The sequence below is a fragment of the Pseudaquabacterium pictum genome (assembly GCF_005403045.1).
Taxonomy (GTDB): domain Bacteria; phylum Pseudomonadota; class Gammaproteobacteria; order Burkholderiales; family Burkholderiaceae_C; genus Pseudaquabacterium; species Pseudaquabacterium pictum.
Genome location: NZ_BJCL01000011.1, coordinates 139,758 through 160,831 on the forward strand (window position 1 = coordinate 139,758; position 21,074 = coordinate 160,831).

General features: G+C 72.3%; 13 protein-coding genes. 4 read left to right on the top strand and 9 right to left on the bottom strand.

Features of this window, described 5'->3' with window-relative positions; translation table 11 throughout:
- Positions 1–172 precede the first annotated feature (172 nt).
- Positions 173–2,398, top strand: a complete 2,226-nt coding sequence (locus FFT10_RS19600; RefSeq protein ID WP_137734552.1) for a putative bifunctional diguanylate cyclase/phosphodiesterase — start codon at positions 173–175, stop codon at positions 2,396–2,398.
- Positions 2,399–2,414: 16 nt separating this feature from the next.
- On the opposite strand, the gene FFT10_RS19605 is transcribed toward FFT10_RS19600, so the two are convergent.
- Positions 2,415–3,689, bottom strand: a complete 1,275-nt coding sequence (locus FFT10_RS19605; RefSeq protein ID WP_137734553.1) for a Glu/Leu/Phe/Val family dehydrogenase — start codon at positions 3,687–3,689, stop codon at positions 2,415–2,417.
- A gap of 224 nt (positions 3,690–3,913) precedes the next feature.
- Here FFT10_RS19605 and FFT10_RS19610 point away from each other — a divergent pair, with 224 nt between their 5' ends.
- The gene (locus FFT10_RS19610; protein WP_162520852.1) at positions 3,914–6,163 is read left to right on the top strand and encodes a TonB-dependent receptor plug domain-containing protein; all 2,250 of its coding nucleotides are present in this window, start codon (positions 3,914–3,916) and stop codon (positions 6,161–6,163) included.
- A gap of 38 nt (positions 6,164–6,201) precedes the next feature.
- The gene (proC, locus tag FFT10_RS19615; RefSeq protein WP_137734555.1) at positions 6,202–7,047 is read left to right on the top strand and encodes a pyrroline-5-carboxylate reductase; all 846 of its coding nucleotides are present in this window, start codon (positions 6,202–6,204) and stop codon (positions 7,045–7,047) included.
- Positions 7,048–7,084: 37 nt separating this feature from the next.
- On the opposite strand, the gene FFT10_RS19620 is transcribed toward proC, so the two are convergent.
- The 4 genes from FFT10_RS19620 to FFT10_RS19635 all read right to left on the bottom strand — a co-directional run bounded on the left by FFT10_RS19620 (position 7,085) and on the right by FFT10_RS19635 (position 12,885).
- Complete coding sequence (locus tag FFT10_RS19620; RefSeq protein ID WP_137734556.1) at positions 7,085–9,703, bottom strand: hybrid sensor histidine kinase/response regulator; 2,619 nt, start codon at positions 9,701–9,703, stop codon at positions 7,085–7,087.
- A gap of 14 nt (positions 9,704–9,717) precedes the next feature.
- Positions 9,718–10,698, bottom strand: coding sequence for a transporter substrate-binding domain-containing protein (locus FFT10_RS19625; RefSeq protein ID WP_162520853.1), 981 nt, complete (start codon positions 10,696–10,698; stop codon positions 9,718–9,720).
- Positions 10,699–10,939: 241 nt separating this feature from the next.
- Positions 10,940–11,848 (bottom strand): 4-hydroxybenzoate octaprenyltransferase, encoded by a 909-nt coding sequence (gene ubiA, locus FFT10_RS19630; RefSeq protein WP_137734558.1) that lies wholly within the window; start codon positions 11,846–11,848, stop codon positions 10,940–10,942.
- A gap of 50 nt (positions 11,849–11,898) precedes the next feature.
- Positions 11,899–12,885 carry a Bug family tripartite tricarboxylate transporter substrate binding protein gene (locus FFT10_RS19635; protein ID WP_137734559.1) on the bottom strand — a complete coding sequence of 329 codons (987 nt, stop codon included), beginning with the start codon at positions 12,883–12,885 and terminating at the stop codon, positions 11,899–11,901.
- Positions 12,886–12,996: 111 nt separating this feature from the next.
- Here FFT10_RS19635 and FFT10_RS19640 point away from each other — a divergent pair, with 111 nt between their 5' ends.
- A complete protein-coding gene (locus tag FFT10_RS19640; RefSeq protein ID WP_137734560.1) occupies positions 12,997–13,926 on the top strand; it encodes a pseudouridine-5'-phosphate glycosidase in 930 nt (309 codons plus the stop codon).
- Positions 13,927–13,948: 22 nt separating this feature from the next.
- On the opposite strand, the gene FFT10_RS19645 is transcribed toward FFT10_RS19640, so the two are convergent.
- The 4 genes from FFT10_RS19645 to FFT10_RS19660 all read right to left on the bottom strand — a co-directional run.
- Positions 13,949–14,686, bottom strand: coding sequence for a bactofilin family protein (locus FFT10_RS19645; protein ID WP_137734561.1), 738 nt, complete (start codon positions 14,684–14,686; stop codon positions 13,949–13,951).
- A gap of 97 nt (positions 14,687–14,783) precedes the next feature.
- Positions 14,784–18,326: a beta strand repeat-containing protein gene (locus FFT10_RS28610; protein ID WP_137734562.1), complete on the bottom strand. Its 3,543-nt coding sequence runs from the start codon at positions 18,324–18,326 to the stop codon at positions 14,784–14,786.
- Positions 18,327–18,511: 185 nt separating this feature from the next.
- Positions 18,512–20,170: a peptide chain release factor 3 gene (locus FFT10_RS19655; RefSeq protein ID WP_137734563.1), complete on the bottom strand. Its 1,659-nt coding sequence runs from the start codon at positions 20,168–20,170 to the stop codon at positions 18,512–18,514.
- 100 nt (positions 20,171–20,270) lie between these two features.
- The coding region (locus tag FFT10_RS19660) for a response regulator (RefSeq protein WP_137734564.1) at positions 20,271–21,074 on the bottom strand (804 nt) is incomplete at its 5' end.

A 21,074-nucleotide genomic window follows, 5' to 3' on the forward strand; every position in this document is an offset into this window, starting at 1 on the left:
CCGGCCCCGCATCCACGCCATCTGGCGTGTGAGTGACTGCCAACATCTGCAGCGCCAGCAGGCGCCGGCGTGCTCAAGTTGCGCCGCCCGGCACCGATACCGGTGGCAGCAGCGGAGAACGGGCAAGGGGCCCGCCACCGCGTTGCCGGAGCCCCGCTTGCCACCCAACCGCATGTCCGACCGACAGGCCCGCCGCCATCAGCGGGCGCTGCGGCGCGCCCGGCTCGGCCGTGGCCGTGGCGCTGCGCAGCCGCCGGTGCCGCTGACTGACGCGCTGCTGGCCGGTCTGCCCAACGGCGTGGTCCTGCGCGACGTGCATGGCCGGGCGCTGGCCTGCAACCCTGCGGCCTGCGCCCAGATGCAGCTGACCGAGGACCAGCTTCTCGGCCGTGCGCCGATCGACCCCGGCTGGCAGGTGCTGCGTGTGGATGGCCAGCCGATGCCCTGGTCGGCCCTGCCCAGTGCCCGCACGCTGGCCGAGGGCCGTGACCTGCAAGGCGAGGTGTTCGGCGTGGCGGCCGCTGGCGGGGCGGTGCGCTGGCTGGCGGCCAACACCGTGCTGATGCGCGATGCCGGCGGCACCGTCAGCGGCGTGCTGTCCTGCTTCGCCGACATCACCGCCCAGCGCCGCCAGCTCGCGCTGCTGGAGCACACCATCGATGCTGCCGGCCTGGGCACCTGGGAATGGGACATGCAGGCCGGCCAGCTGCACTGCAACGACCGGCTGCTGGCCGCGCTGGGCTACCGGCGTGGCGACGTGGGACTGACGCAGAAGGAATGGGCGCAGCTGGTGCATCCCGACAGCCGCCAGCTGTGGGGCCAGGCGATGCGCGCCCACCTGGCCGACACCCGCCAGCCCTGCCGGGCCGAGCTGCGCCTGCGCCGGCCCGATGGCGACTGGGCCGAGGTGCTGTCCTGCGGCGTGCTGGTGGAGCGCGCGCCCGACGGCACACCGCTGCGCATGGCCGGCATCCACATCGACATGACCGAGCAGGTGCAGATGCAGGCGATGCTGCGCCATGCGGCCCGCACCGACGGCCTGACCCAGCTGCCCAACCGCGCCGCGGTGTTCGACCAGGTGCAGCAGGCGGTCGACCGCGCAGCCCGCCAGCCGGGCTTCGGATTTGCGGTGCTGTTCATGGACTTCGACCGCTTCAAGCAGACCAACGACACCCTGGGCCATGCCGCCGGCGACGAGCTGCTGCGCCAGATCGCCCAGCGGCTGCGCCAGGCGCTGCGCGCCGGCGACGCCGTGGCGCAGGGCGCGGGCCTGCCGGAGACGGGCGCCGGCGCCGGCACGCCCGCCCTGGTGCAGACGGCCGGCCGCATCGGCGGTGATGAATTCGTGGTGGTGCTCGAAGGCGTGTCGGGCCGCGAGGTGGCCTGTGCCGTGGCCCGGCGCCTGCTGGCGGTGCTGGCGGCGCCCTACACCATCGGCAGCAGCGTGGTGCATTCCACCGCCAGCATCGGCATCGTCACCTCGGAGCAGGCGGCCAACGACGCCCACACCGTGATGCGCGATGCCGACACCGCGATGTACGAGGCCAAGCGCACCGGCCGCGGCCGCTATGTCGTTTTCGACCCCGCCATGCATGAACGCCTGGCCCGCAGCGTGGCCACCGAGGCCGATCTGCGCCTGGCCCTGCAGCGCAACGAGCTGTTCGTCGTCTACCAGCCGGTGGTCGACCTGCAGCGCGGCGGACCCTGCGGTGTCGAGGCCCTGGTGCGCTGGCGGCATCCGCAGCGCGGCCTGGTCAGCCCGTTGGAGTTCATCGCCGTGGCCGAGGAATCCGGCCTGATCGTGGCCCTGGGCGCCCATGTGCTGCGCACCGCCTGCCAGCAGTTGGCGGCCTGGCAGCGCAGCCTGGGCGCGCAGGCGCCGGCCAGCGTGGCGGTCAACCTGTCGGCGGTGCAGCTGCGCCAGCCCAGCCTGGTGGCCGAGGTGCAGCGCTGCGTGGCCGAAGCCGGCATCGCGCCCGGCGCGCTGCAGCTGGAGGTGACCGAGAGCCTGGCCGCGCAGGACGAGACGGCCCGCGCCCGGCTGCGCGAGATCAAGGCCCTGGGCGTGCGCATCGCGCTCGACGACTTCGGCACCGGCTATTCGTCGCTGGCCTGCCTGCACCAGCTGCCGGTGGACACGGTGAAGATCGACCGCAGCTTCGTCAGCCATGCCGAGACCAGCGACTACCACCGCGTGCTGATCGAGGCCACCATCCGCGTGGCCCGCACCCTGGGCATGGACACGGTGGCCGAGGGCATCGAGACGCCCAGCCAGGCCGCCCTGCTGCAGCGGCTGGACTGCGGCCGCGGCCAGGGCTACCTGTGGTCGCCGCCGCTGGCCGCCGAGGCGGTGGCGCCCTGGCTGCTGCAGCGGCCGCCGCAGCGCGCCGCAGCTTGACGCTGACTGCTCACGCTCAGGGGTAGAGCCCGCGCTCCTGCCGGGCCGAGAGGATGCGCTCGCAGGCCACCGCGAAGGTGGCGGTGCGCAGGCTGATGCGGTGGTGGTCGGCGGTGTCCCAGATGTTGTTCAGCGCGCCGACCATGATCTTGTCGAGCCGGGCGTTGATCTCGTCCTCGGTCCAGAAGAACGACGAGAAGTCCTGCACCCACTCGAAGTAGCTCACCGTCACGCCGCCGGCGTTGCAGATCACGTCGGGCACCACCAGCACGCCGCGTTCGGCCAGGATGTCGTCTGCCGCTGAACCCGTCGGGCCGTTGGCGCCCTCCAGCACCAGCTTCGCTTTCAGCCGGTGGGCACGGGCGGCGGTGATCTGGTTCTCCAGCGCGGCGGGAATCAGGATCTGGCAGTCCACGTCCCAGAACTCCTCCAGGCCCATCGCCTCGCCGCCGGCAAAGCCGGCCACGCCGCCGCTGGCCTTCACATGGGCCTGCAGCTGCGCCGTGTCCAGGCCGTGGCCGTTGAAGACGGTGCCGCTGTGGTCCTGGGAGGCCACCACCAGGGCGCCGGCGGCGGCGAACAGCTCGGCCGCCGACGAGCCCACGTTGCCGAAGCCCTGCACCGCCACCTTGGCGCCGCGGATGTCCAGCCCGATGCGGCGCGCCGCCTCGCGGCCGGTGACGAACACGCCGCGGCCAGTGGCCTTCACCCGCCCCAGGCTGCCGCCCAGGTGCAGCGGCTTGCCGGTCACCACGCCGGTGGCGGTGGCGCCGGTGTTCATCGAGTAGGTGTCCATCATCCACGCCATGATCTGGGCGTTGGTGTTGACGTCGGGCGCCGGGATGTCCTGCTGCGGGCCGATGATGATGCCGATCTCGCTGGTGTAGCGGCGGGTCAGCTTCTCCAGCTCCTTCTGGCTCAGCACCTTGGGGTCGACGCGGATGCCGCCCTTGGCGCCGCCGTAGGGCAGGTTCACCGCGGCGTTCTTGATGCTCATCCAGGCCGACAGCGCCATCACCTCCTCCAGCGTCACGTCGGGGTGGTAGCGCACGCCGCCCTTGCCGGGGCCGCGGGTCAGGCTGTGCTGCACCCGGTAGCCCTCGTAGTGGGCGATGGTGCCGTTGTCCAGCTCGATCGGGATGTCGACGATCAGCGTGCGCTTGGGCCGGCGCAGCGTCTCGGCCCAGCGGGCCAGCGGGCCCAGGTAGGGCAGCACGCGGTCGATCTGCGACAGGTAGGTGCCCCAGGGGCTGTCGGCGGTGGGCTGCACATAGGAAAGCGGCATGGTCATCCTGTGGGTGGTTGCGGGCCGGCGGTGGCGGCGGGCCCCTCGTGAGGGCGACCGCCGACCGCCTGGGGGCGCAATGTAGGTGGGTGGCGCACGCCACGGCGAAGTTATGCGCCGATTGCATGGGTTCGCAGCACCCTGTCATGGCGGTGATCCTGTCTGGCGTCGGGTTCTGGCAGCATCCGGGCTGGTCCGCGGCTGGCGTGGGCAAGCCGTCGGAGATCCTCGTGCACCTTGTTCCCCCTGTCCGTCCCAGCGGCGGGTCCGGCGTTCGCCTGGCGGCGGCGCTGGCCCTGTCCACCGCACCGCTGTGCGCCCTGGCGCAGGATGCCGGCCCGGGCGGTGCCGCCGAGCCCGCCCCCGGCCAGCAGCCCAGCAGCGTGCAGCGGGTGGAGATCGCCGCCCGCCAGGGCTCGACCGAGCTGCGCCGCGCCGCCAGCATCGCCAAGCAGATCTACGGCCGCGAGGAGCTGGACCGCCACGGCGACACCAACACGCTGGATGTGCTGCGCCGCCTGCCCGGCGTCAATGTCGATGCCGGCGGCCCGCGCATGCGCGGCCTGGGCGCCGGCTACACCCAGATCCTGATCAACGGCGACCCGGCACCGCCCGGCTTTGCGCTGGACCAGCTCAGCCCGTCGCAGATCGAGCGCATCGAGGTGCTGCGCGCGCCCTCGGCCGAGCAGAGTGCCCAGGCCATCGCCGGCACCATCAACATCATCCTGAAGGAGGCGCCGCGCCGCGCGCAGCGCGATCTGCGCCTGGGCCTGGCCGACGGCACCGACCGGCCGATGGCCAACGCCAACCTCACGCTGGGCGAATCGCGCGGCGGTCTGGGCCTGTCGCTGCCGCTGTCGGTGTTCGAATGGAACCGCGAAAACCGCGTCAACCTGCAGCGCGCGATGGCCGGCGCCGATGGCCTGCCGGCCGAAGCCCGGCAGCGCGGCGCGCAGGAAGTCTGGGGCTGGGGCTACAACCTCGGGCCGCGGCTGAACTGGCGCATCAGCGACGACCAGACCCTGTCGCTGGGCACGTTCTTCCAGAAGGGCTTCTGGAACAACCGCACCGACTACACCAACCAGGCGCTGGCCGGCGACCCGGTGCTGGAGGACGACCAGGCGGCCAACGGCACCTGGCAGAACCGCCGCGCCAACCTGACCTGGGCCAACCGCTTCCGCGACGACCAGCGCATCGAGCTGCGCGCCGGGGTGATGCAGTCGCGCTGGACCTTCGACACCCGCAACCTGCGCAGCGGTGCGCTGCGGCAGCGGTCGGTGGGCGGCGGCAGCGACGACGGCATCACCCAGGCCGGCAAGTACAGCCTGCTGCTGGGCAGCAGCCACACGCTGACGGCCGGCTGGGACCTGGAGCACCGCGACCGCGAGGAGCGCCGCACCACCACCGACGCCGCCGGCCAGCCGGTGCTGCCGGAGTTCGAGGGCCAGCCCTTCGAGGCCCAGGTGCGCCGCCATGCGCTGTATGTGCAGGACGAGTGGGAGCTTTCGCCGCAGTGGCAGCTGTACCTGGGCCTGCGCAGCGAGCGCATCACCACCGACAGCCGCGGCGGTGGCACCGCGGCGCGCAACACCAGCAGCGTGACCTCACCGCTGTTGCACCTGACCTACAAGTTCGACCCCAAGGGCCGCGACCAGATCCGCGCCAGCCTGACCCGCAGCTACAAGGCGCCCAACCTGGGCACGCTGCTGCCGCGGCCGAGCATCAACGCCCAGTTCCCCGGCAGGGACACCCGCAACACCCAGCTGGCGCCTGACCGCATCGGCAACCCGCTGCTGAAACCCGAGCTGGCCACCGGCCTGGACATCGCCTACGAGAACTACCTGGCCAACGGCGGGCTCATCAGCATCGGCCTGTTCCACCGCCGGCTGACCGATGTGGTGCGCAGCGAGCCGGCACTGCGCAGCGTGTCCTGGGCCACGGTGCAGCGCTGGGTGTCGGAGCCGCAGAACTTCTCCGATGCCACCACCAGCGGCCTGGAGTTCGAGGCCAAGGGCAGCGCGGCCGACCTGCTGCCCAAGGCGGTGGCCGGACTGCTGCCGAATGCCCGTGCGCTGAACCTGCGCGCGTCGGTCAACCTGTACCGTTCCAGGGTGGCCGCCATCGCCGGACCCGACAACCGGCTGGACGGCCAGCAGCCCTGGTCGGCCACGCTTGGCTTCGACCAGCGCCTGACCAGCCTGCCGCTGAACATCGGCGGCAGCATCGGCCTGAACCCGGCCTACGACACCCGGTTCACTGCAGACCAGCTGGTGCAGCGCTCGCGCACCCGCAGCATCGACCTGTTCGCCCAGCTGGCGGTGCGGCCGGGCGTGTCGGTGCGGCTGGCCGCCAGTGCCGGCGTGCAGCCCTTCGGCCCGCCGAACCAGACCACCACCACGCTGCAGTCCAACGGCGATGTCTCCAGCATCGAGCGGCACACCCGGCCGCAGCTCAACCTGTCGCTGGACATGCGGCTGTAGCGCCTTGGGCAGGCAGGCCGCTGGCTACACTGCCGCGCATGCCTGCCACCCCCGCCTCCACCTCCGGTTCCACCATCGCCTTCATCGGCGGCGGCAACATGGCCAGCGCGCTGATCGGCGGCCTGGTGCGCGCCGGCCGCGCGCCGGCCAGCATCCTGGCCATCGACCCTGGCGCGGCCGCGCGCACCAAGCTGCAGGCCGACTTCGGCGTGCGCACCCAGCCGGCGGCCGATGCGGCGCTGGCCGGCGCCGGCCTGGTCGTGTGGGCGGTCAAGCCGCAGCTGTTCACCGAGGCCGCCGCGCCCTGCGCTGCGCATGCCTCCAACGCACTGCACCTCAGCGTGATGGCCGGCATCCGCAGCGATGCCATCGCCCGCGCCATGGGCCTGGCACCGGCGGCCGCGCGCATCGTGCGCAGCATGCCCAACACGCCGGCGCTGATCGGCCGCGGCATCGCCGGGCTGTTCGCCACGCCGGCGGTCAGCGCGGCGGAGCGGGCCGAGGTCGAGGCCGTGCTGGCGCCCACCGGCCAGACGCTGTGGGTCGACCGCGAGGCCGACCTCGACGCGGTGACCGCGCTGTCGGGCTCCGGCCCGGCCTATGTCTTCTACTGGGTGGAGGCGATGGTGGCCGCCGCCGTCGAGATGGGCCTGAGCGCCGAGCAGGGCAAGCGCCTGGCCCTGGCCACCTTCGACGGCGCCACCGCGCTGGCCGCGCAGAGCGACGAGCCGGTAGGCACGCTGCGCGAGCGTGTCACCAGCAAGGGCGGCACCACCTTTGCGGCGCTGGAATCGATGCGTGGCGACGGGGTGGCCGAGGCCGTGGTGCGGGCGGTGCGGGCGGCGCAGCGGCGGGCGGCGGAGCTGGGCGACGCGTTCGGCTGAGCGGCGTCGCCTGCGGCACAGGCGCCCATGCCGCGCGTCAGTCGCCCCGCAGGTGGTCGGCCGATCCATCCCGATGGCCGACACCGCCGTTCGAAGACACCGGCAGCCAACGCTGCAGTGCCGCCTGCAGCACATCGCTCAGCAGCGGCTTGGTCAGGAACGCATCGACGCCCGCCGCCTTGGCACGTTCCCTGTCTTCGGGGAAGGCATTGGCCGTGAGCGCCAGGATCGGCATCCGCGCGCCGTGCCCGTTGCCATTCGCTGCCTCCGCACGGCGGATCGTTTCGACCAGGGCATAGCCGTCGAGACCCGGCATCTGCAGATCTGTCAGCAGCAGCGCATAGCGCCCCTCGCGCCAGAGCCGCAGGGCATCGGTGCCGGTGCCGGCCACTTCGGCGGCGTAGCCCATCGACGCCAACTGCCGCACCACGACGATCTGGTTCACGGCGTCGTCTTCAGCGACCAGGATGGTGATGCCGCCGGCGGTGGCGGGCGTGGACAGCATGGCGCCGTCGGCTGGCGCGGACTGCAACGGTGCAGCCACACGCAGGGCCTCTGGCCGCTCCAGGCCGGCCACCGTGGCAACGGCCGCCACCAGTTCGGTGCCCACCACGCAATGGCCGTCCAGGGTCACCGTGCGATCGCCGGTGACTGCCGGGCGGCACCGTCGACCGACCACGATCCGAACCCAGGCAAGGCGGTCCGTCGCTGGCGCGTCCGGCGGCATGCCGGGCGCTGCCGGCGCATCCTCCGCGACGGTGTGCAGCAGCACCGGCAAAGCGCATGTCCCAGCCATCCGCACGGCGGCAGCCATGTCGGCCACGCGGTGGACGCTGGCACCGGTGCCCTGGAGGTACGCGAAGACCACCGCCGATCGTTCATCGTCGCCGACAACGAACGCGTCGACCCCCGCCAGGCGCGGCTGCTGGCACGCCCCGCCGTCCGCGACCGGCTCCAGCGGCAGGCGGACTTCGAAGCACGCCCCGTGTCCGAGCGCACTTCGAACCTCGATGTCGCCCCCCATCTGCGTGACCAGGCGCTTGACGATCGCCAGCCCCAGCCCCGTGCCGGCGAACTGCCGCGAGATCCCGGCATCGGCCTGCTCGAACGCGCCGAAGATCCGGGCCTGCGACTCCGGTGGCATTCCGATGCCGTTGTCGCGGACCAGGATCAAGAGCTTGTCTGCGCCAGCTGCGGCGGCGCGCTCCAGGCGAACGCTGACCTTGCCGGGAAGCTCGGGTCGACCGGCACTGAACTTGATCGCGTTGCCGACCAGGTTGAACAGGATCTGCCGCAGCCGGATCGGGTCACTTCGCACTTGGGCGGGCAGTGAGGGATCCACGTAGAGCAGCACGTCGACGCCCCGCGTCAAGGCCACGGGATGGAGCGTCTCGCAGACCGCCTGCGCAAGCGCCTCGACCCCCACCGGCACCCGCTCGAGCTCGAGCCGGCCGGCTTCGATCTTCGAGAAGTCGAGGATGTCGTCGATCAACGCCAGCAGCGACAGCGCCGAGCTGCGGATCACCTGCACGTCACTGGCCTGCTGGTCCGAGAGCGGGGTGCGTGCCAGCACGTCCGCCGTCCCGAGCACGCCGTTCATGGGCGTCCGGATCTCGTGGCTCATCACGGCCAGGAAGGCGCCCTTGGCGCGGCTCGCCGACTCCGCCGCCTCGCGTGCCCGCTGGAGCTCGGCGGTGCGCTCGCGCAGGCGCTCCCGGCTGCGGCGCAGGTCGCGGGTGGTGGCCGAGAACACTTGCGCCGGGATCAGGGCAGCGGCGAAGGCCAGGTAGATGAACACCTCCTGCCAGGCCGCGGTGATCGGCGCAGGCACCAGGATGCCGAGGCCCAGGGCCGCGGCCAGCGTGAACGAGGCCAAGGCCGTGAGCACGCCCACCGCGGCGAACCGCACGATGGCCGCCGCCACCAGCAACGGCAGGATGATGTAGACGAAGGGATAGGGCAGCGCTGCCGCCGACACCAGCGTGACCCCCACGGTGAGCGGCGCCAGGACGAGCAGCCGCCGATCACGCATCGCCACCAGCAGTTCGCTGGGGCCGCGGTCGGCCACGAACAGCGCCAGCGGCAGCAGCGACAGCGCGCCGACCACCGCGCCCTCGAACCACGTGAGCCAGACCAATCCGAACTCGGTGCCGCCGTGCCATGACACCGTCAGCGAACCCAGCGTCGCGCCCACCAGCTGCGGCACCACGCCGCCGAAGAGGATCCAGCGCATGACTTGCGACGCGGAGAGCTCGGCGCTGCCTGCCAGCCCCAGGCAACGGATCAGCCAGGCGGCCACCAGGATCTCCGCGAGGTTGGCCGGCAAGAAGGACAGGCCGACGATCACGTCATCGCCCCACAGCATGTTCGCCAGCGGATTCACCAGCACCAGGGTCAAGGCCAGCAGCGGCCACTGCGCGGGTGGCGCACGGACGAAGAAGGGAATCGCGATGGCGTTGGCATACCAGATGTTGGCGATGCTGCCGGGCTGCCGCGACAGGAACAGCGACAACAGCGCCAGTGCGAGGTACAGCACGCCCAGCCACAGACAGGCGCGTGGCAGGCCCGCCGTGGCGGTCCGCGCGCCGTCCGGCGCAGGCGTTGCCGCCCCGCTGCCGTCGGCATCCAACCGGTCTTTCCAAGTCAGCAAGCGCATGCAGGACTCCAGGCCTAGGTCTTGTTTTCCGGGCTCCCGGCCGCGCCCGCCGGTCTGAGGGCGAGCCCCACCCCGGCCAAGGCCGACAAGCCGATCAACGCGAGCCCCCACTGCGCCGCCGCGCCGCCCAGCGCGGACGTGCTGGCGTGGGTCTCGCCCAGCGGCGCCAGCCAGCGCGCGACGATGGCCGTGCGCTCGGCAGCGGTGATGGCGCGGATGCCCGCGTCGACGCGGTCCAGCAGATCCTGGCGATGCTTCGGGACGGCGAAGCTCAGGCGGTACTCGAAGCCCACCGGACCGACGGTCTCCAGCCGGCGCAGCCGAAGCTCGCGCTGGATGAATGCGGCGCTGGCGGCATCCACCACGGCGGCGGCGTAGCGGCCCTGCGCAACACCTTTCAGCGCGGCGACGTCGTCAGGCACGGCCACCCAGCCGACCTGCGGAAAGCGCTCGCGCACGAATCCCTCGACGGCATAGTCCTTGCCCACTGCGACCGGCTGCCCCGCCAGATGTTGCAGACCGCCGACCGAAGGCGTGGGCCCGCCTGCAGCGCGCCGGACCAGGAGTGCCGGCACGGAGACGTACGGCTGGCTGAAGGCGAGAAAGGTGGCCCGTTCGGGGGTCGGCCGCAGGGAGGACAGCAGGTCGGCGCGGCCCTCGCGCACCGCGACGAGCTGCTCGGCGAGCGACGCCGCGGGCAGCCAAGTCACCCGCAGCGCGGCGTGTTGCTGCACCAGTTGCAGCAGGTCGACCGACAGCCCCCGCACCGCGCCCGTGCTGTCGGCAAAGACAAAGGGGCCGTAGTCCTTCTCGGGCGCGAATCTCACCTCGACGGCGGCCGGGTCCGTCGGTGCCGCCAGCAGCGGCGGCGGCGCCATCGCCACCAGGGCGAGCGCAGCGACCGCGGCCGCGCCGGACCTCCGCCGCGCAGGCGCGCTCGGCGCGGTGCGCGCCCAGGCAGTGGATGGACGCTCGCGCGTGAAGAACCAGGCCAAGACAGACTCCAGGACGATCCCCCGACTGCCGCCCACGCGATCGTGCGCGTGGACACATGCCGGACTCGGACCAACCAAGGACGAAACAGCCGTCCACCCACTGCAAGTGGTCGTCGAAGCCGGCGGAACGCATCGCACCACGCCGCGCCATGGGCTTCTCGGACAGCGAAATGCTACCGGATGCGCTCGACCCGCCATCAACCGAGGCCTGGCGGGCTGGCGCCCTGGCCCCAAGCAGGGCCTAGCGCAGCGCCAGATCCAGCGCCACGCCCGCAAACACGGCGCAGCCCAGCCAGTGGTTCTCGCGGAAGGCGCGGAAGCAGCCCTCGCGGCTGCGGTCGCGGATCAGCGTGTGGTGCCAGGCCGCCTGCGCCGCGGCCAGCGCGATGCCGGCCAGGAACACCGTGCCCAGCCCCAGCGTCAGGCCGATGGCCGCCCAGCTCAGCAGGTAGGCGGCGTAGAAGCCCATCACCGCGGCCACGTCCCAGCGGCCCAGGGTGATGGCGCTGGTCTGGATGCCGATGTGCAGGTCGTCGTCGCGGTCGACCATCGCGTACTCGGTGTCGTAGGCCAGCACCCAGAACAGGTTGCCCAGCAGCAGGCCCCAGGCGGCAGCCGGCACGGCCGCCGCCAGCGCTGGCAGCGACAGCTCGGGCCCGCCCTGCACGGCCGAGAACGCCATCGGGATGCCGAAGCTGAAAGCCACGCCGAGCACCGCCTGCGGCATCGCCACCAGGCGCTTGGCATAGGGGTAGGCCACGGCGATGGCCAGCGCCGCAAAGCTCAGCGCGATGGTCGGCGGGTTGGTGGTCAGCACCAGGCCGAAGGCCACCGCCGCCAGCACCGCGCCCAGGGCCAGCGCCTCGGCCACCGGGATGGCGCCGCGGGTGACCGGGCGCTGCGCGGTGCGCTTCACATGGCGGTCGAAGTCGCGGTCGGCCACGTCGTTGGCGCAGCAGCCGGCGCTGCGCATCAGGATCGTGCCGAGCGTGAACACCGCCAGCAGGTGCCAGCCGGGGAAGCCGTCGGCGGCGATCCACAGCGCGCTCAGCGTGGGCCACAGCAGCAAGAGCCAGCCGGCCGGGCGGTTCCAGCGGATCAGGTCGAGGTACAGCGCCAGCCGGGACGGTGGCGGAGCAGTGGCTTGCATCGCCGGATTATCGGCGGCGGCCCGCTGCCGCCGCCGCTGCGCCGCCGCGGTCAGTCGGCGGTGATCTTGCGCTCCTTGACGATCACGCTGTAGCGCTGCAGGTCGTTGCGGATGACCTGGCCGAAGGCGGCTGGGCCCATCGGCGTGGGTTCGGCGCCCAGGCCGCGGATGGTCTCGGCCACCGCGGGCAGGGCCAGGGCCTTGTTGATCTCGGCATTCACCCGGTCGATGATCGGCTGCGGCGTGCCCGCGGGCGCCCAGAAACCATGGGTGGTGCCGGTGTCGAAGCCGGTCAGGCCCAGCTCGGCCAGGGTGGCCGTGCCCGGGTACAGCGGCGAGCGCTTGGCGCTGCCCACGGCCAGCAGCCGCAGCTTGCCCGACTTGATGTGCGGGAAGGCGATGCCGGGGTCGAAGGAGTAGTCGACCTGGCCGCCCAGCAGGTCCTGCATCACCGCGGCCGAGCCGCGGTAGGGGATGTGCACGGTGAAGATGCCGGCCTGCGACTTCAGCATCTCGCCGGCGATGTGCGGCGAGGTGCCGTTGCCCGGCGTGCCGTAGGTCAGCTTGCCGGGGTTGGCCTTGGCGTACTTGATGAAGTCGGCATAGCTGTTGATGGGCAGGTCGCTGCGCACCACCAGGAACAGCTCCAGCCGCGCGCCGGCGGCCACCGGCACCAGGTCCTTGGCCGGGTCGAACGGCAGCTTGGGCGTGATCAGCGGCACGATGGACAGCGCACTGCCCGATGACAGCAGGAAGGTGTAGCCGTCCGGTGCGGCCTTGGCGGCGGCATCGGCCCCCAGGATGCCGCCGGCGCCCGAGCGGTTCTCCACCACCACCTGCTGGCCCAGCGCCGCCGCCAATGGCGTGGCCACCGCCCGCGCCACCACGTCGGGCGAGCCGCCAGCCGGAAAGTTGACGATCAGGCGGATCGGCTTGGCGGCCGGCCAGGCCGGCTGTGCCAGCGTGGCGGCGGGCAGGCCGGCGGCCATGCTGGCGACGACGGCGGCTGCGCCCCGGAGGAACTGTTGGCGATGCATGGACGGATCTCCTGGATGTGGTTGGTGTTGGACGCCGCCAGGCGGCCGGGCTTGGAGCCGGGCCTGCCAGCCGAGTTCAATTGCGGCGGCTGCCGAGGGTAAGCTGCCGGCATGCCCGCTGCCGCTGCCCACCCGTTCCTGGACCTGCACCCCGAGGTGGCCGCTGCCCTGGCGGCCGGCGCTCCGGTGGTGGCGCTGGAATCCACCATCATCAGCCACGGCATGCCCTGGCCGCAGAACGCCGAGACGGCACTGGCGGTGCAGGCCGAGGTGCGGGCCCACGGCGCCGTGCCGGCCACCACCGCGGTGGTGGATGGGCGGCTGGTGGCGGGCCTGAGCGATGCGCAGATCGAGCAGCTGGCCCGCGCCGGCGCCGCCACGCCCAAGGCCAGCCGGCGTGATCTGCCGGTGCTGCTGGCCCAGGGCCGCAGCGGCACCACCACGGTGGCGGCCACGATGGTGATCGCCGCGGCGGCCGGCATCCGGGTGTTCGCCACCGGTGGCATCGGCGGCGTGCACCGCGGCGCGGCCACCACCATGGACATCTCGGCCGATCTGCTGGAGCTGGCGCGCACGCCGGTGGCGGTGGTGTGCGCCGGCGCCAAGAGCATCCTCGACCTGGGCCTGACGCTGGAGTTTCTGGAGACCCACGGCGTGTCGGTGCTGGGCTACCAGACCGACGCGCTGCCTGCCTTCTTCTGCCGCGACAGCGGTTTTGCAGTGGATGCCCGCCTGGACAGCCCGGCCGACATCGCCCGGGTGATGCAGGCGCAGTGGGCCTGCGGACTGGGCGGCGGCCTGCTGGTCTGCAACCCCATCCCCGAGGCGCATGCGTTGCCGCGGGCGCTGGTGGACGCAGCCATCGCCGAAGCGCTGGCCGACTGCGCCGCCCAGGGCATCAGCGGCAAGGCGGTCACGCCGTTCCTGCTGCAGCGGGTGAATGCACGCACCGGCGGCCAGAGCCTGGCGGCCAATGTGCAGCTGGTGCTGAACAACGCCCGGCTGGCCGCGCAGGTGGCGGTGGCCGACGCGGCGCGCTGAGCGGCCCCGCCGGCCTTCCACATCAGTTCAGCTTGCAGACCGTGCCCTCGAAGCGCAGCACGGTGTTGCTGCAGGTGCCGGTCAGCTGGTGCTCGCTGTTGCCCTTGAACATGCCCGGTCCGCTGGTGACCACATTGCCGGCCAGCGCCTCGACGATGTTGCCCTCGAAGAAGCCGCTCACATCGGCCGTCACGCTGCCGCCGTCGTGCTCCTCGATGTCGCCCTTGAACGACAGGCCGAAGTTGACGATCACCGCCACGTTGCCCGGGCCGGTCTCGTTGACCGAGCCTTCGAAGCTGCCGGCCAGGGCATTGACGGTGACGCCGCCGTTGCCGTTCTCGTAGACATTGCCCTTGACCAGGCCCGGCACGTCGACGGTGACGTTGACCGAGCCGTCGCCGGCTTCCTCGATCGCGCCGTCGACACTGGCGCCGCCGCGCACGGCGATGTTGCCGCCGTCGGCCTCCGACACATCTCCGGCCACCCGTGCACCACGGGCCAGCACCACGTCGCCCGGGCCGGTCTCGCTGACCGTGCCGTTGACGGTGCCGCGCACCACCAGGCTGCCTTCGCCGCTCTGCGTCACGCTGCCGTTGACCGAGCCGCCCGGCCCGATGGTGCAGGTGATGCCGATGGCCACCACGTCATCGTTGACGAAGTTGCTGACCGTGTTGTTGGGGAGGCTGGCACAGTTGACGGCGGCCGTGGCGTTGGCGAACAGGCCGAGTGCCAGTGTGGTGGCGAAGAGGGTGTTGCGCATGGTTGCTCCTGGTGGGTAAGACAGGGCGCACCATGCGCCCCTGGCCCACCGATCGCCAACCCGGCGCCAACGTACTCAGGGTCTTCCCTGATTCGCCTCAGGCCCTGCCACGCCGCCGTGCCGCCGCGCCCACGCCCAGCAGGCCCAGCGCCATCAGGCCCCAGGTGGCGGGCTCGGGCACCGGCGCCGTGGCCTGGAAGTCGGTGAGCCGCAGGCCCTGGCCCGCGCCGTAGTGCACGACGAAGCTGCCGGCGCCGTCGTCGGTCAGCAGCCGGGTGCCGTCGGCCACGTTGGTGAAGCTGCCGAACACGTCGGTGTCGCCATCGACCAGCTGGAACTGCTGGCCGCCCTGCGCCAGGAAGCCGCCGATGAACGACAGCCGCAGCACGGTGCCGTCGCCCAGGCTCAGGCTGCCGCTGATGTCCAGCGCGTCGTAGCCGCTGCCGCGCGCCAGGCCGCCCAGCTCCATCGCCAGCGTGCCGGCCTGGAAGCGCAGGTCGCCCCGCACGCTGAACAGGCCGGCGCTCTCGCCGGGCGCCAGCGTGGCGTTCTCCACCGCCAGCCGTTCCACTGCGCCATGCCCGCCCAGCACACCGGCCTCCACCGTGGTGAGACCGGTGTAGCCCTGCACGCCGTTGAGCACCAGGGTGCCGGCGCCGGTCTTGAGCAGGCCCAGGCCACTGGCCAGCTCGCCGATGCTGCCGGCCACCACCACGGTGTGGCCGTTGGTGTCGATGAAACCGGCGGTGCTGCCCGCCTCGCCGCCCAGCAGGATGATGCGGCTGGACGCCAGCGTGACCGCATCCCAGGCGCGCAGGCCGCCTTCGGCGCTGCGGGTGGTCTCGCCGTCGAACACGCTGTGGCCCAGGATCAGCCGGTTGCCTGCCGCGCCCAGCGATCCATCGGCGGTGATGCCCAGCACCGCGGCGCCGAAGCGCTGCGGGTCGCCCAGCACGGTGTCGCCGACAAAGCTGTTATGGCGGTTTGCCAGCAGCACATCCACCGTGCCACCGTCGCCGCCCAGGCGGGTGGGCAGGCTGCCGCCCTCGAAGCGCAGCGGCGCGCTGCCGGTCAGCGCCTGCTGGATGACGATGGACTGGCCTTCGGCATGGAAACCCGCGCCGCCGGGACCGATCTGCAACCTGGTGGCGTCGCTGATGACCAGTGGCGCGTCCAGCGACCGGCGGGTGGCCAGCGTGCCGTTGTCCAGCTGCAGGGTGTTCGCGGGGTCGCCCAGGGCCTGCGCATGGCCCACCAGCAGGCGGCTGCCGTGCGCCACCACCACGCTGCCGGTGAAGCTGTTGGCGTTGTGCAGGCCGATGCTGCCCGCCACGAAGCCGGCGCGGCCGACGAGCAGGCTGCCGTGGCCCTGCAGCCGCCCGTCCAGCGTGCCGAACAGCGGCTGCAGGCGGCCGCCGGCGCCCAGGTCGACCACGCCGCCGGCGGCCGTGTCCAGCGATGTCACCGCCAGCGCGCGCCCGCCCAGCTGCAGCACGGCAGCATCGGCCACCTGCACCTGGCTGCGCGTGCCCAGCGCCTGGTCCACGCCCAGCGCCAGCGTGCCCTGCAGCACCTGCACCCGGTTGTCGCCGCTGCTGTTGGTGTTGGCGGTGTTCAGCGTCCAGGTGCCGGCGCCGGCCTTGGTCATGCCCAGGCCGTCGATGGCCTGGTTGAACACCACGTCGAAGCCGGCGGTGTCCACCGTCATGTTGCGGAAGCTGGTGCTGCGGCTGGCGTCGATGACCAGGTGGCCGGCGGCTTCCAGCGTGCCCGGCAGCACGAAGAGGCCGCTGCTGCGGCCGATGTTCAGCACGCCGCCGGGCGCGCCCAGGCGGGCGTCGCTGTCGATCACCAGCACCGCGGGCGTGCCGTTCGATTCACCGGCCAGCGCCACGCCGCCGCTGTGGCTGGCGTTGCCGGTCAGCCGGTAGCGGGCCGGGCCGCCCAGGTTGAGCCGCCCGCTGCCTGTGAAGCTGCCGGCCAGCACATGGTCGCCGCGGCCGGTGATGCCGGCGGCGTTGCCCAGCAGCTCCACCGGCCGGGTCAGGGCGTAGCCGTCGGGCAGGGACAGCGAGCCCTGCAGCCGCACCGCGCCACCGGCCTGGCCCAGGTTGCTGTCCTGGCTGAACCGCACCACGGTGGTGTTGAGCGTGCCCGCCGGGCTGATGCTGCCGTTGAAGACCGACAGCCCGCCGGCAAAGCTGTTCTCGCCGCTCAGCGTGATCAGCCCGCCGCTGACGGCGAAGCCGCCATCGCCGCTGATGGTGCCGCTGACCAGGTGGCTGCCGCCGCCCAGGGCCAGCGCGGCGGTGCCGCCGGTGGTGGTGATGTGGCGGCTGACATCGAAGCCGTTGTCGTTGAGCTGCAGCCGGCCACCGCCGATGAACTGCAGCGTTGGGCTGGCGCTGCCCAGGTAGCGCTCGCGGCCCAGGCTCAGCGTGCCCTCGCCGCGCAAGGTGATCTGTCCGGTGAAGGCCAGCGGCACCACCGTGCCCAGCACCAGCATGCCGGCGCGCACGTCGATGTCGCGCTGGCCGGCCAGCGCGCCGGTGACCACCATCTGGCCGAAGCTGCCGGCATCGAAGTTCACCGTCAGCGCGCCGTTGCCGGACAGGCTGGCCAGCGTGACGCTGCCGCCGGCGCCGCTGGCCAGCAGATCACCATCGCCGCTGACGGCGCCGACGCTGATGCTGCCGCCGCGCGGCTGCAGCAGCAGGCCGCCGGCGCCGCCGATGGCGTTCACCTGCAGGCTGTTGTTCAGGCCGGCAGTGGCCAGGCGCAGGGTGTGGCCGGCGCGGTCGATGCTGCCGTTGACGATGAACTGGCTGCGGTTGACGCCGGTGCCGGTGGCGCCCAGCACCAGCACATCGGCGTTGCCTTCCAGCGTGACCGGCCCGGACACGGCCGCGCCGGCCACGGCGCCGAACGGGGTGGTGACCATGCGCGCGCTGCTGCTCAGCGTGCCGGCCAGCGCGATCGGCTTGCCGAGGGTGGTGACGACGTTGGAGGTGACGATCTGCAGCTCGCCGCCGCTGGCCACGCGGATGCCGCTGGTGCCCGCCAGGCCACCGCCGGCCACGCCCAGGACGCCGCCGGCGGCGACCACCGTGGCACCGCTGAAGCTGTTGTTGCCCGACAGCACGGTGAAACCGCTGGCCAGGTGCAGGCCGGCCGCGCCGCTGATGTCGCCGCGCAGGAACAGCTGGGTGGCGCTGCGACCACCGCCCTGCACCGTGAGGTGGCTGCCCAGCTGCAGCGCGTTGTCGACCGTGGCATGGCCGCTGGTGGTCTGCATCTGCAGCAGCGCGTCAGCGCCCTGGAACTGCAGTGCCTCGCCCGACAGCGCGGGCGATGCGGCGTTGGCGCCCAGCGTCAGCCGGTTGAGCACCAGGCCGCCGGCGATGTCATGGAAGCTGGTGGCGCGGCTGGCGGCATCCAGCACCAGTGCGGTGTCGGCGGCGCCGACCGGCACGCTGCCCTCGGCCCAGTTGGCCGCATCGGCCCAGCGGCTGCTGGACCCGCCGGTGAAGCTGAAGGTGGCCGCGGCGGCCGGCTGGGCCAGGCCGATGGCGGCGAGCAGGGCGCACAGCGGGCGCAGGCGGGCAGGGTGGCGGCGGGGGCTGGGGCGGGCAGTGGGCAAGGTGCGTCCTCGGGTCTGGCGGATGGCTCGATGCCATCGCCAACCAGTGTCCGCACCGACCGTCTCCGCGCCGTCTCAGTCCCCGGCGCCGGCACCCCCGCAGTCGCGGGTCAGTCTCTACGGCCTCGCAGAGCTCGGCCGCTTCGCCAGGCACAAACCGTCCTCAGGACGGTTTGTGTCCGGGCTCAGCCCATCCTTTGCTGGAACACCAGCCCCGCATGCTCGCGCAGCGCGTGGAACTTGATCTTCGGCCAGTTGCTCTCGATGGCGCGCAGCTCGGGCGCGTACTCCACCAGCAGGGTGGGCGCATTCACTGCGTCGTAGGCCATGCGGTGGCTGTTGCCCTCGATGAAGCGGTTGAGCTCGCGCTCGCCGCCGTCGGCGTCATCGCAGGTGACCCAGCGTGCAATCGAGAAACGGCAGGGCGAGATGCGGGCCTTGCAGCCGTATTCATGCTCCAGGCGGTGGGCCACCACCTCGAACTGCAGCTGGCCCACCGCGCCCAGCATCAGCACGCTGCCGGCCACCGGCTTGAAGACCTGGATCGCGCCCTCCTCGCCCAGCTGCTGCAGGCCGGCCTTGAGCTGCTTGGTCTTCAGCGGATCGGCCACCTCGACCATGCGGAACATCTCGGGCGCGAAGAACGGCAGGCCGGTGAACTGCAGGGCCTCGCCCTCGGTCAGCGTGTCGCCGAGCTGCAGCACGCCGTGGTTGGGGATGCCGATGATGTCGCCGGCAAAGGCCTCGTCCAACAGCTCGCGCCGCTGGCTCATGAATGTGACCACGGTGTTGGGCCGCAGCTCCTTGCCGCTGCGCACCACCTTCAGCCGCATGCCACGGGTGAACTTGCCGCTGGCCACCCGCAGGAAGGCGATGCGGTCGCGGTGGCTGGGGTCCATGTTGGCCTGGATCTTGAACACCACGCCGCTGAACTTGCCCTCCTCGGGTCCTACCTCGCGCTGGATGGCCGGGCGCACGCCCGGTGGTGGCGCCAGGTCGACCAGGCTGTCCAGCACCTCCTGCACACCGAAGTTGTTCACCGCCGAGCCGAAGAACATCGGCGTCTGCCGGCCGGCCAGGAACTCGGCCTCATCGAAGGCCGGCGCGGCGTCGCGCACCAGCTCGATCTCGCCGCTGGCCTGGTCGAACTGGGCACCGAAGCGCTCGGCCAGCAGCGGGTTGTCCAGGCCGTCGATGATCTCGTCGTTGTCGTTGGCGCGGTCCTCGCCCGGCTTGAACACGCGCATCTGGTTCTTGCGCAGGTCCATCACGCCGCCGAATACCTTGCCCATGCCCACCGGCCAGGTGAAGGGCACCACCGTCATGCCCAGCTCCCGCTCGATCTCGTCCATCAGGTTCAGCGGCTCCTGCACCTCGCGGTCCATCTTGTTGACGAAGGTGAGGATGGGCGTGTTGCGCGCCCGGCAGACCTGCAGCAGGCGCCGCGTCTGCGGCTCCACGCCGTTGGCCGCGTCGATCACCATCAGCGCCGCGTCCACCGCGGTCAGCACCCGGTAGGTGTCTTCGCTGAAGTCCTGGTGGCCGGGGGTGTCGAGCAGGTTGATGACGCAGTCGCGGTACTCCATCTGCATCACCGAGCTGGCCACCGAGATGCCGCGCTGCTTCTCGATCTCCATCCAGTCGCTGGTGGCATGCCGCGAGGCCTTGCGCGCCTTCACCGAGCCGGCGATCTGGATCGCGCCCGAGAACAGCAGCAGCTTCTCGGTCAGCGTGGTCTTGCCGGCGTCGGGGTGGCTGATGATCGCGAAGGTGCGGCGGCGGCGCACCTCCTTGGCCAGCGGGCTGGGGGGGGGGGGGGCGGGGGCGGTGGCGGCGTCGGACATGGCAACTCGGCGCGCTGCAGCGGGGCAGGCGCGCCGAACCTGGAAGGGTGGAAACCCGCGATTATCGGCCGCGGGCCAGCCCGGAGATCACCATGGCGGCTCAGTGCAGCGCCAGGCCGGTGGCGCCGGCCTGGGCCGCCGCGCCGAGCAGCTGCTGCACCCGGGCCAGCAGTTCCTCCTCGGCATAGGGCTTGCCGAGCAGCAGGTTCACGCCGGCGGCCTGGGCCTGCGCCCGGTGGCGCTCGTCCGACGAGGTGATCATGATCACTGGCAGGTGGCTGAAGCGCGGATGCGCGCGCACCCGGCGCGTCAACTCGAAGCCGTCGACCTCGGGCATCTCCACGTCGGTGATCAGCAGGTCCGGCGATTCGGTGACCACGGCCTGCAGCGCGGCCGCGCCGTCTTCGGCCAGGAGCACCCGCCAGCCCTGCTTCTCCAGCAGCCGGCCGGTCTTCACCCGCACCACCTTGGAATCGTCAGCCAGCAGCACCACCGGCGGCCGGGCCGGTGCCGGGGCCACGGCGGCGGTCGGCGCGCGCAGCGCGGCGCGCGTGGCGGCTTCGGCCTGTGCGGCGGCCTGTTGTGCAGCGGCCTGTTGTGCAGCGGCCTGCTGTGCAGCGACCCGTTGTGCCGCGGCTTCAGCGCGGGCGGCAGCTTCTGCGCGCGCTGCGGCCTCGGCCCGTGCGGCTGCTTCCGCACGTGCGGCATCCGCCCGGGTGTTGGCTTCCGCCCGGGCAGCGGCGGCGGCACGGGCCTCGGCATCGGCGCGGGCCTGGGCGGCACGTTCGGCATCCAGCCTGGCGGTCTCCTCGGCCTTGCGCTGGCGGGCCAGGCGCAGGGCCTCGGTGGCGGCCTGGCGCTGGGCCTCCAGCAGCGCGGCGGCCTGGTCGGGGGCAGCCTCGGC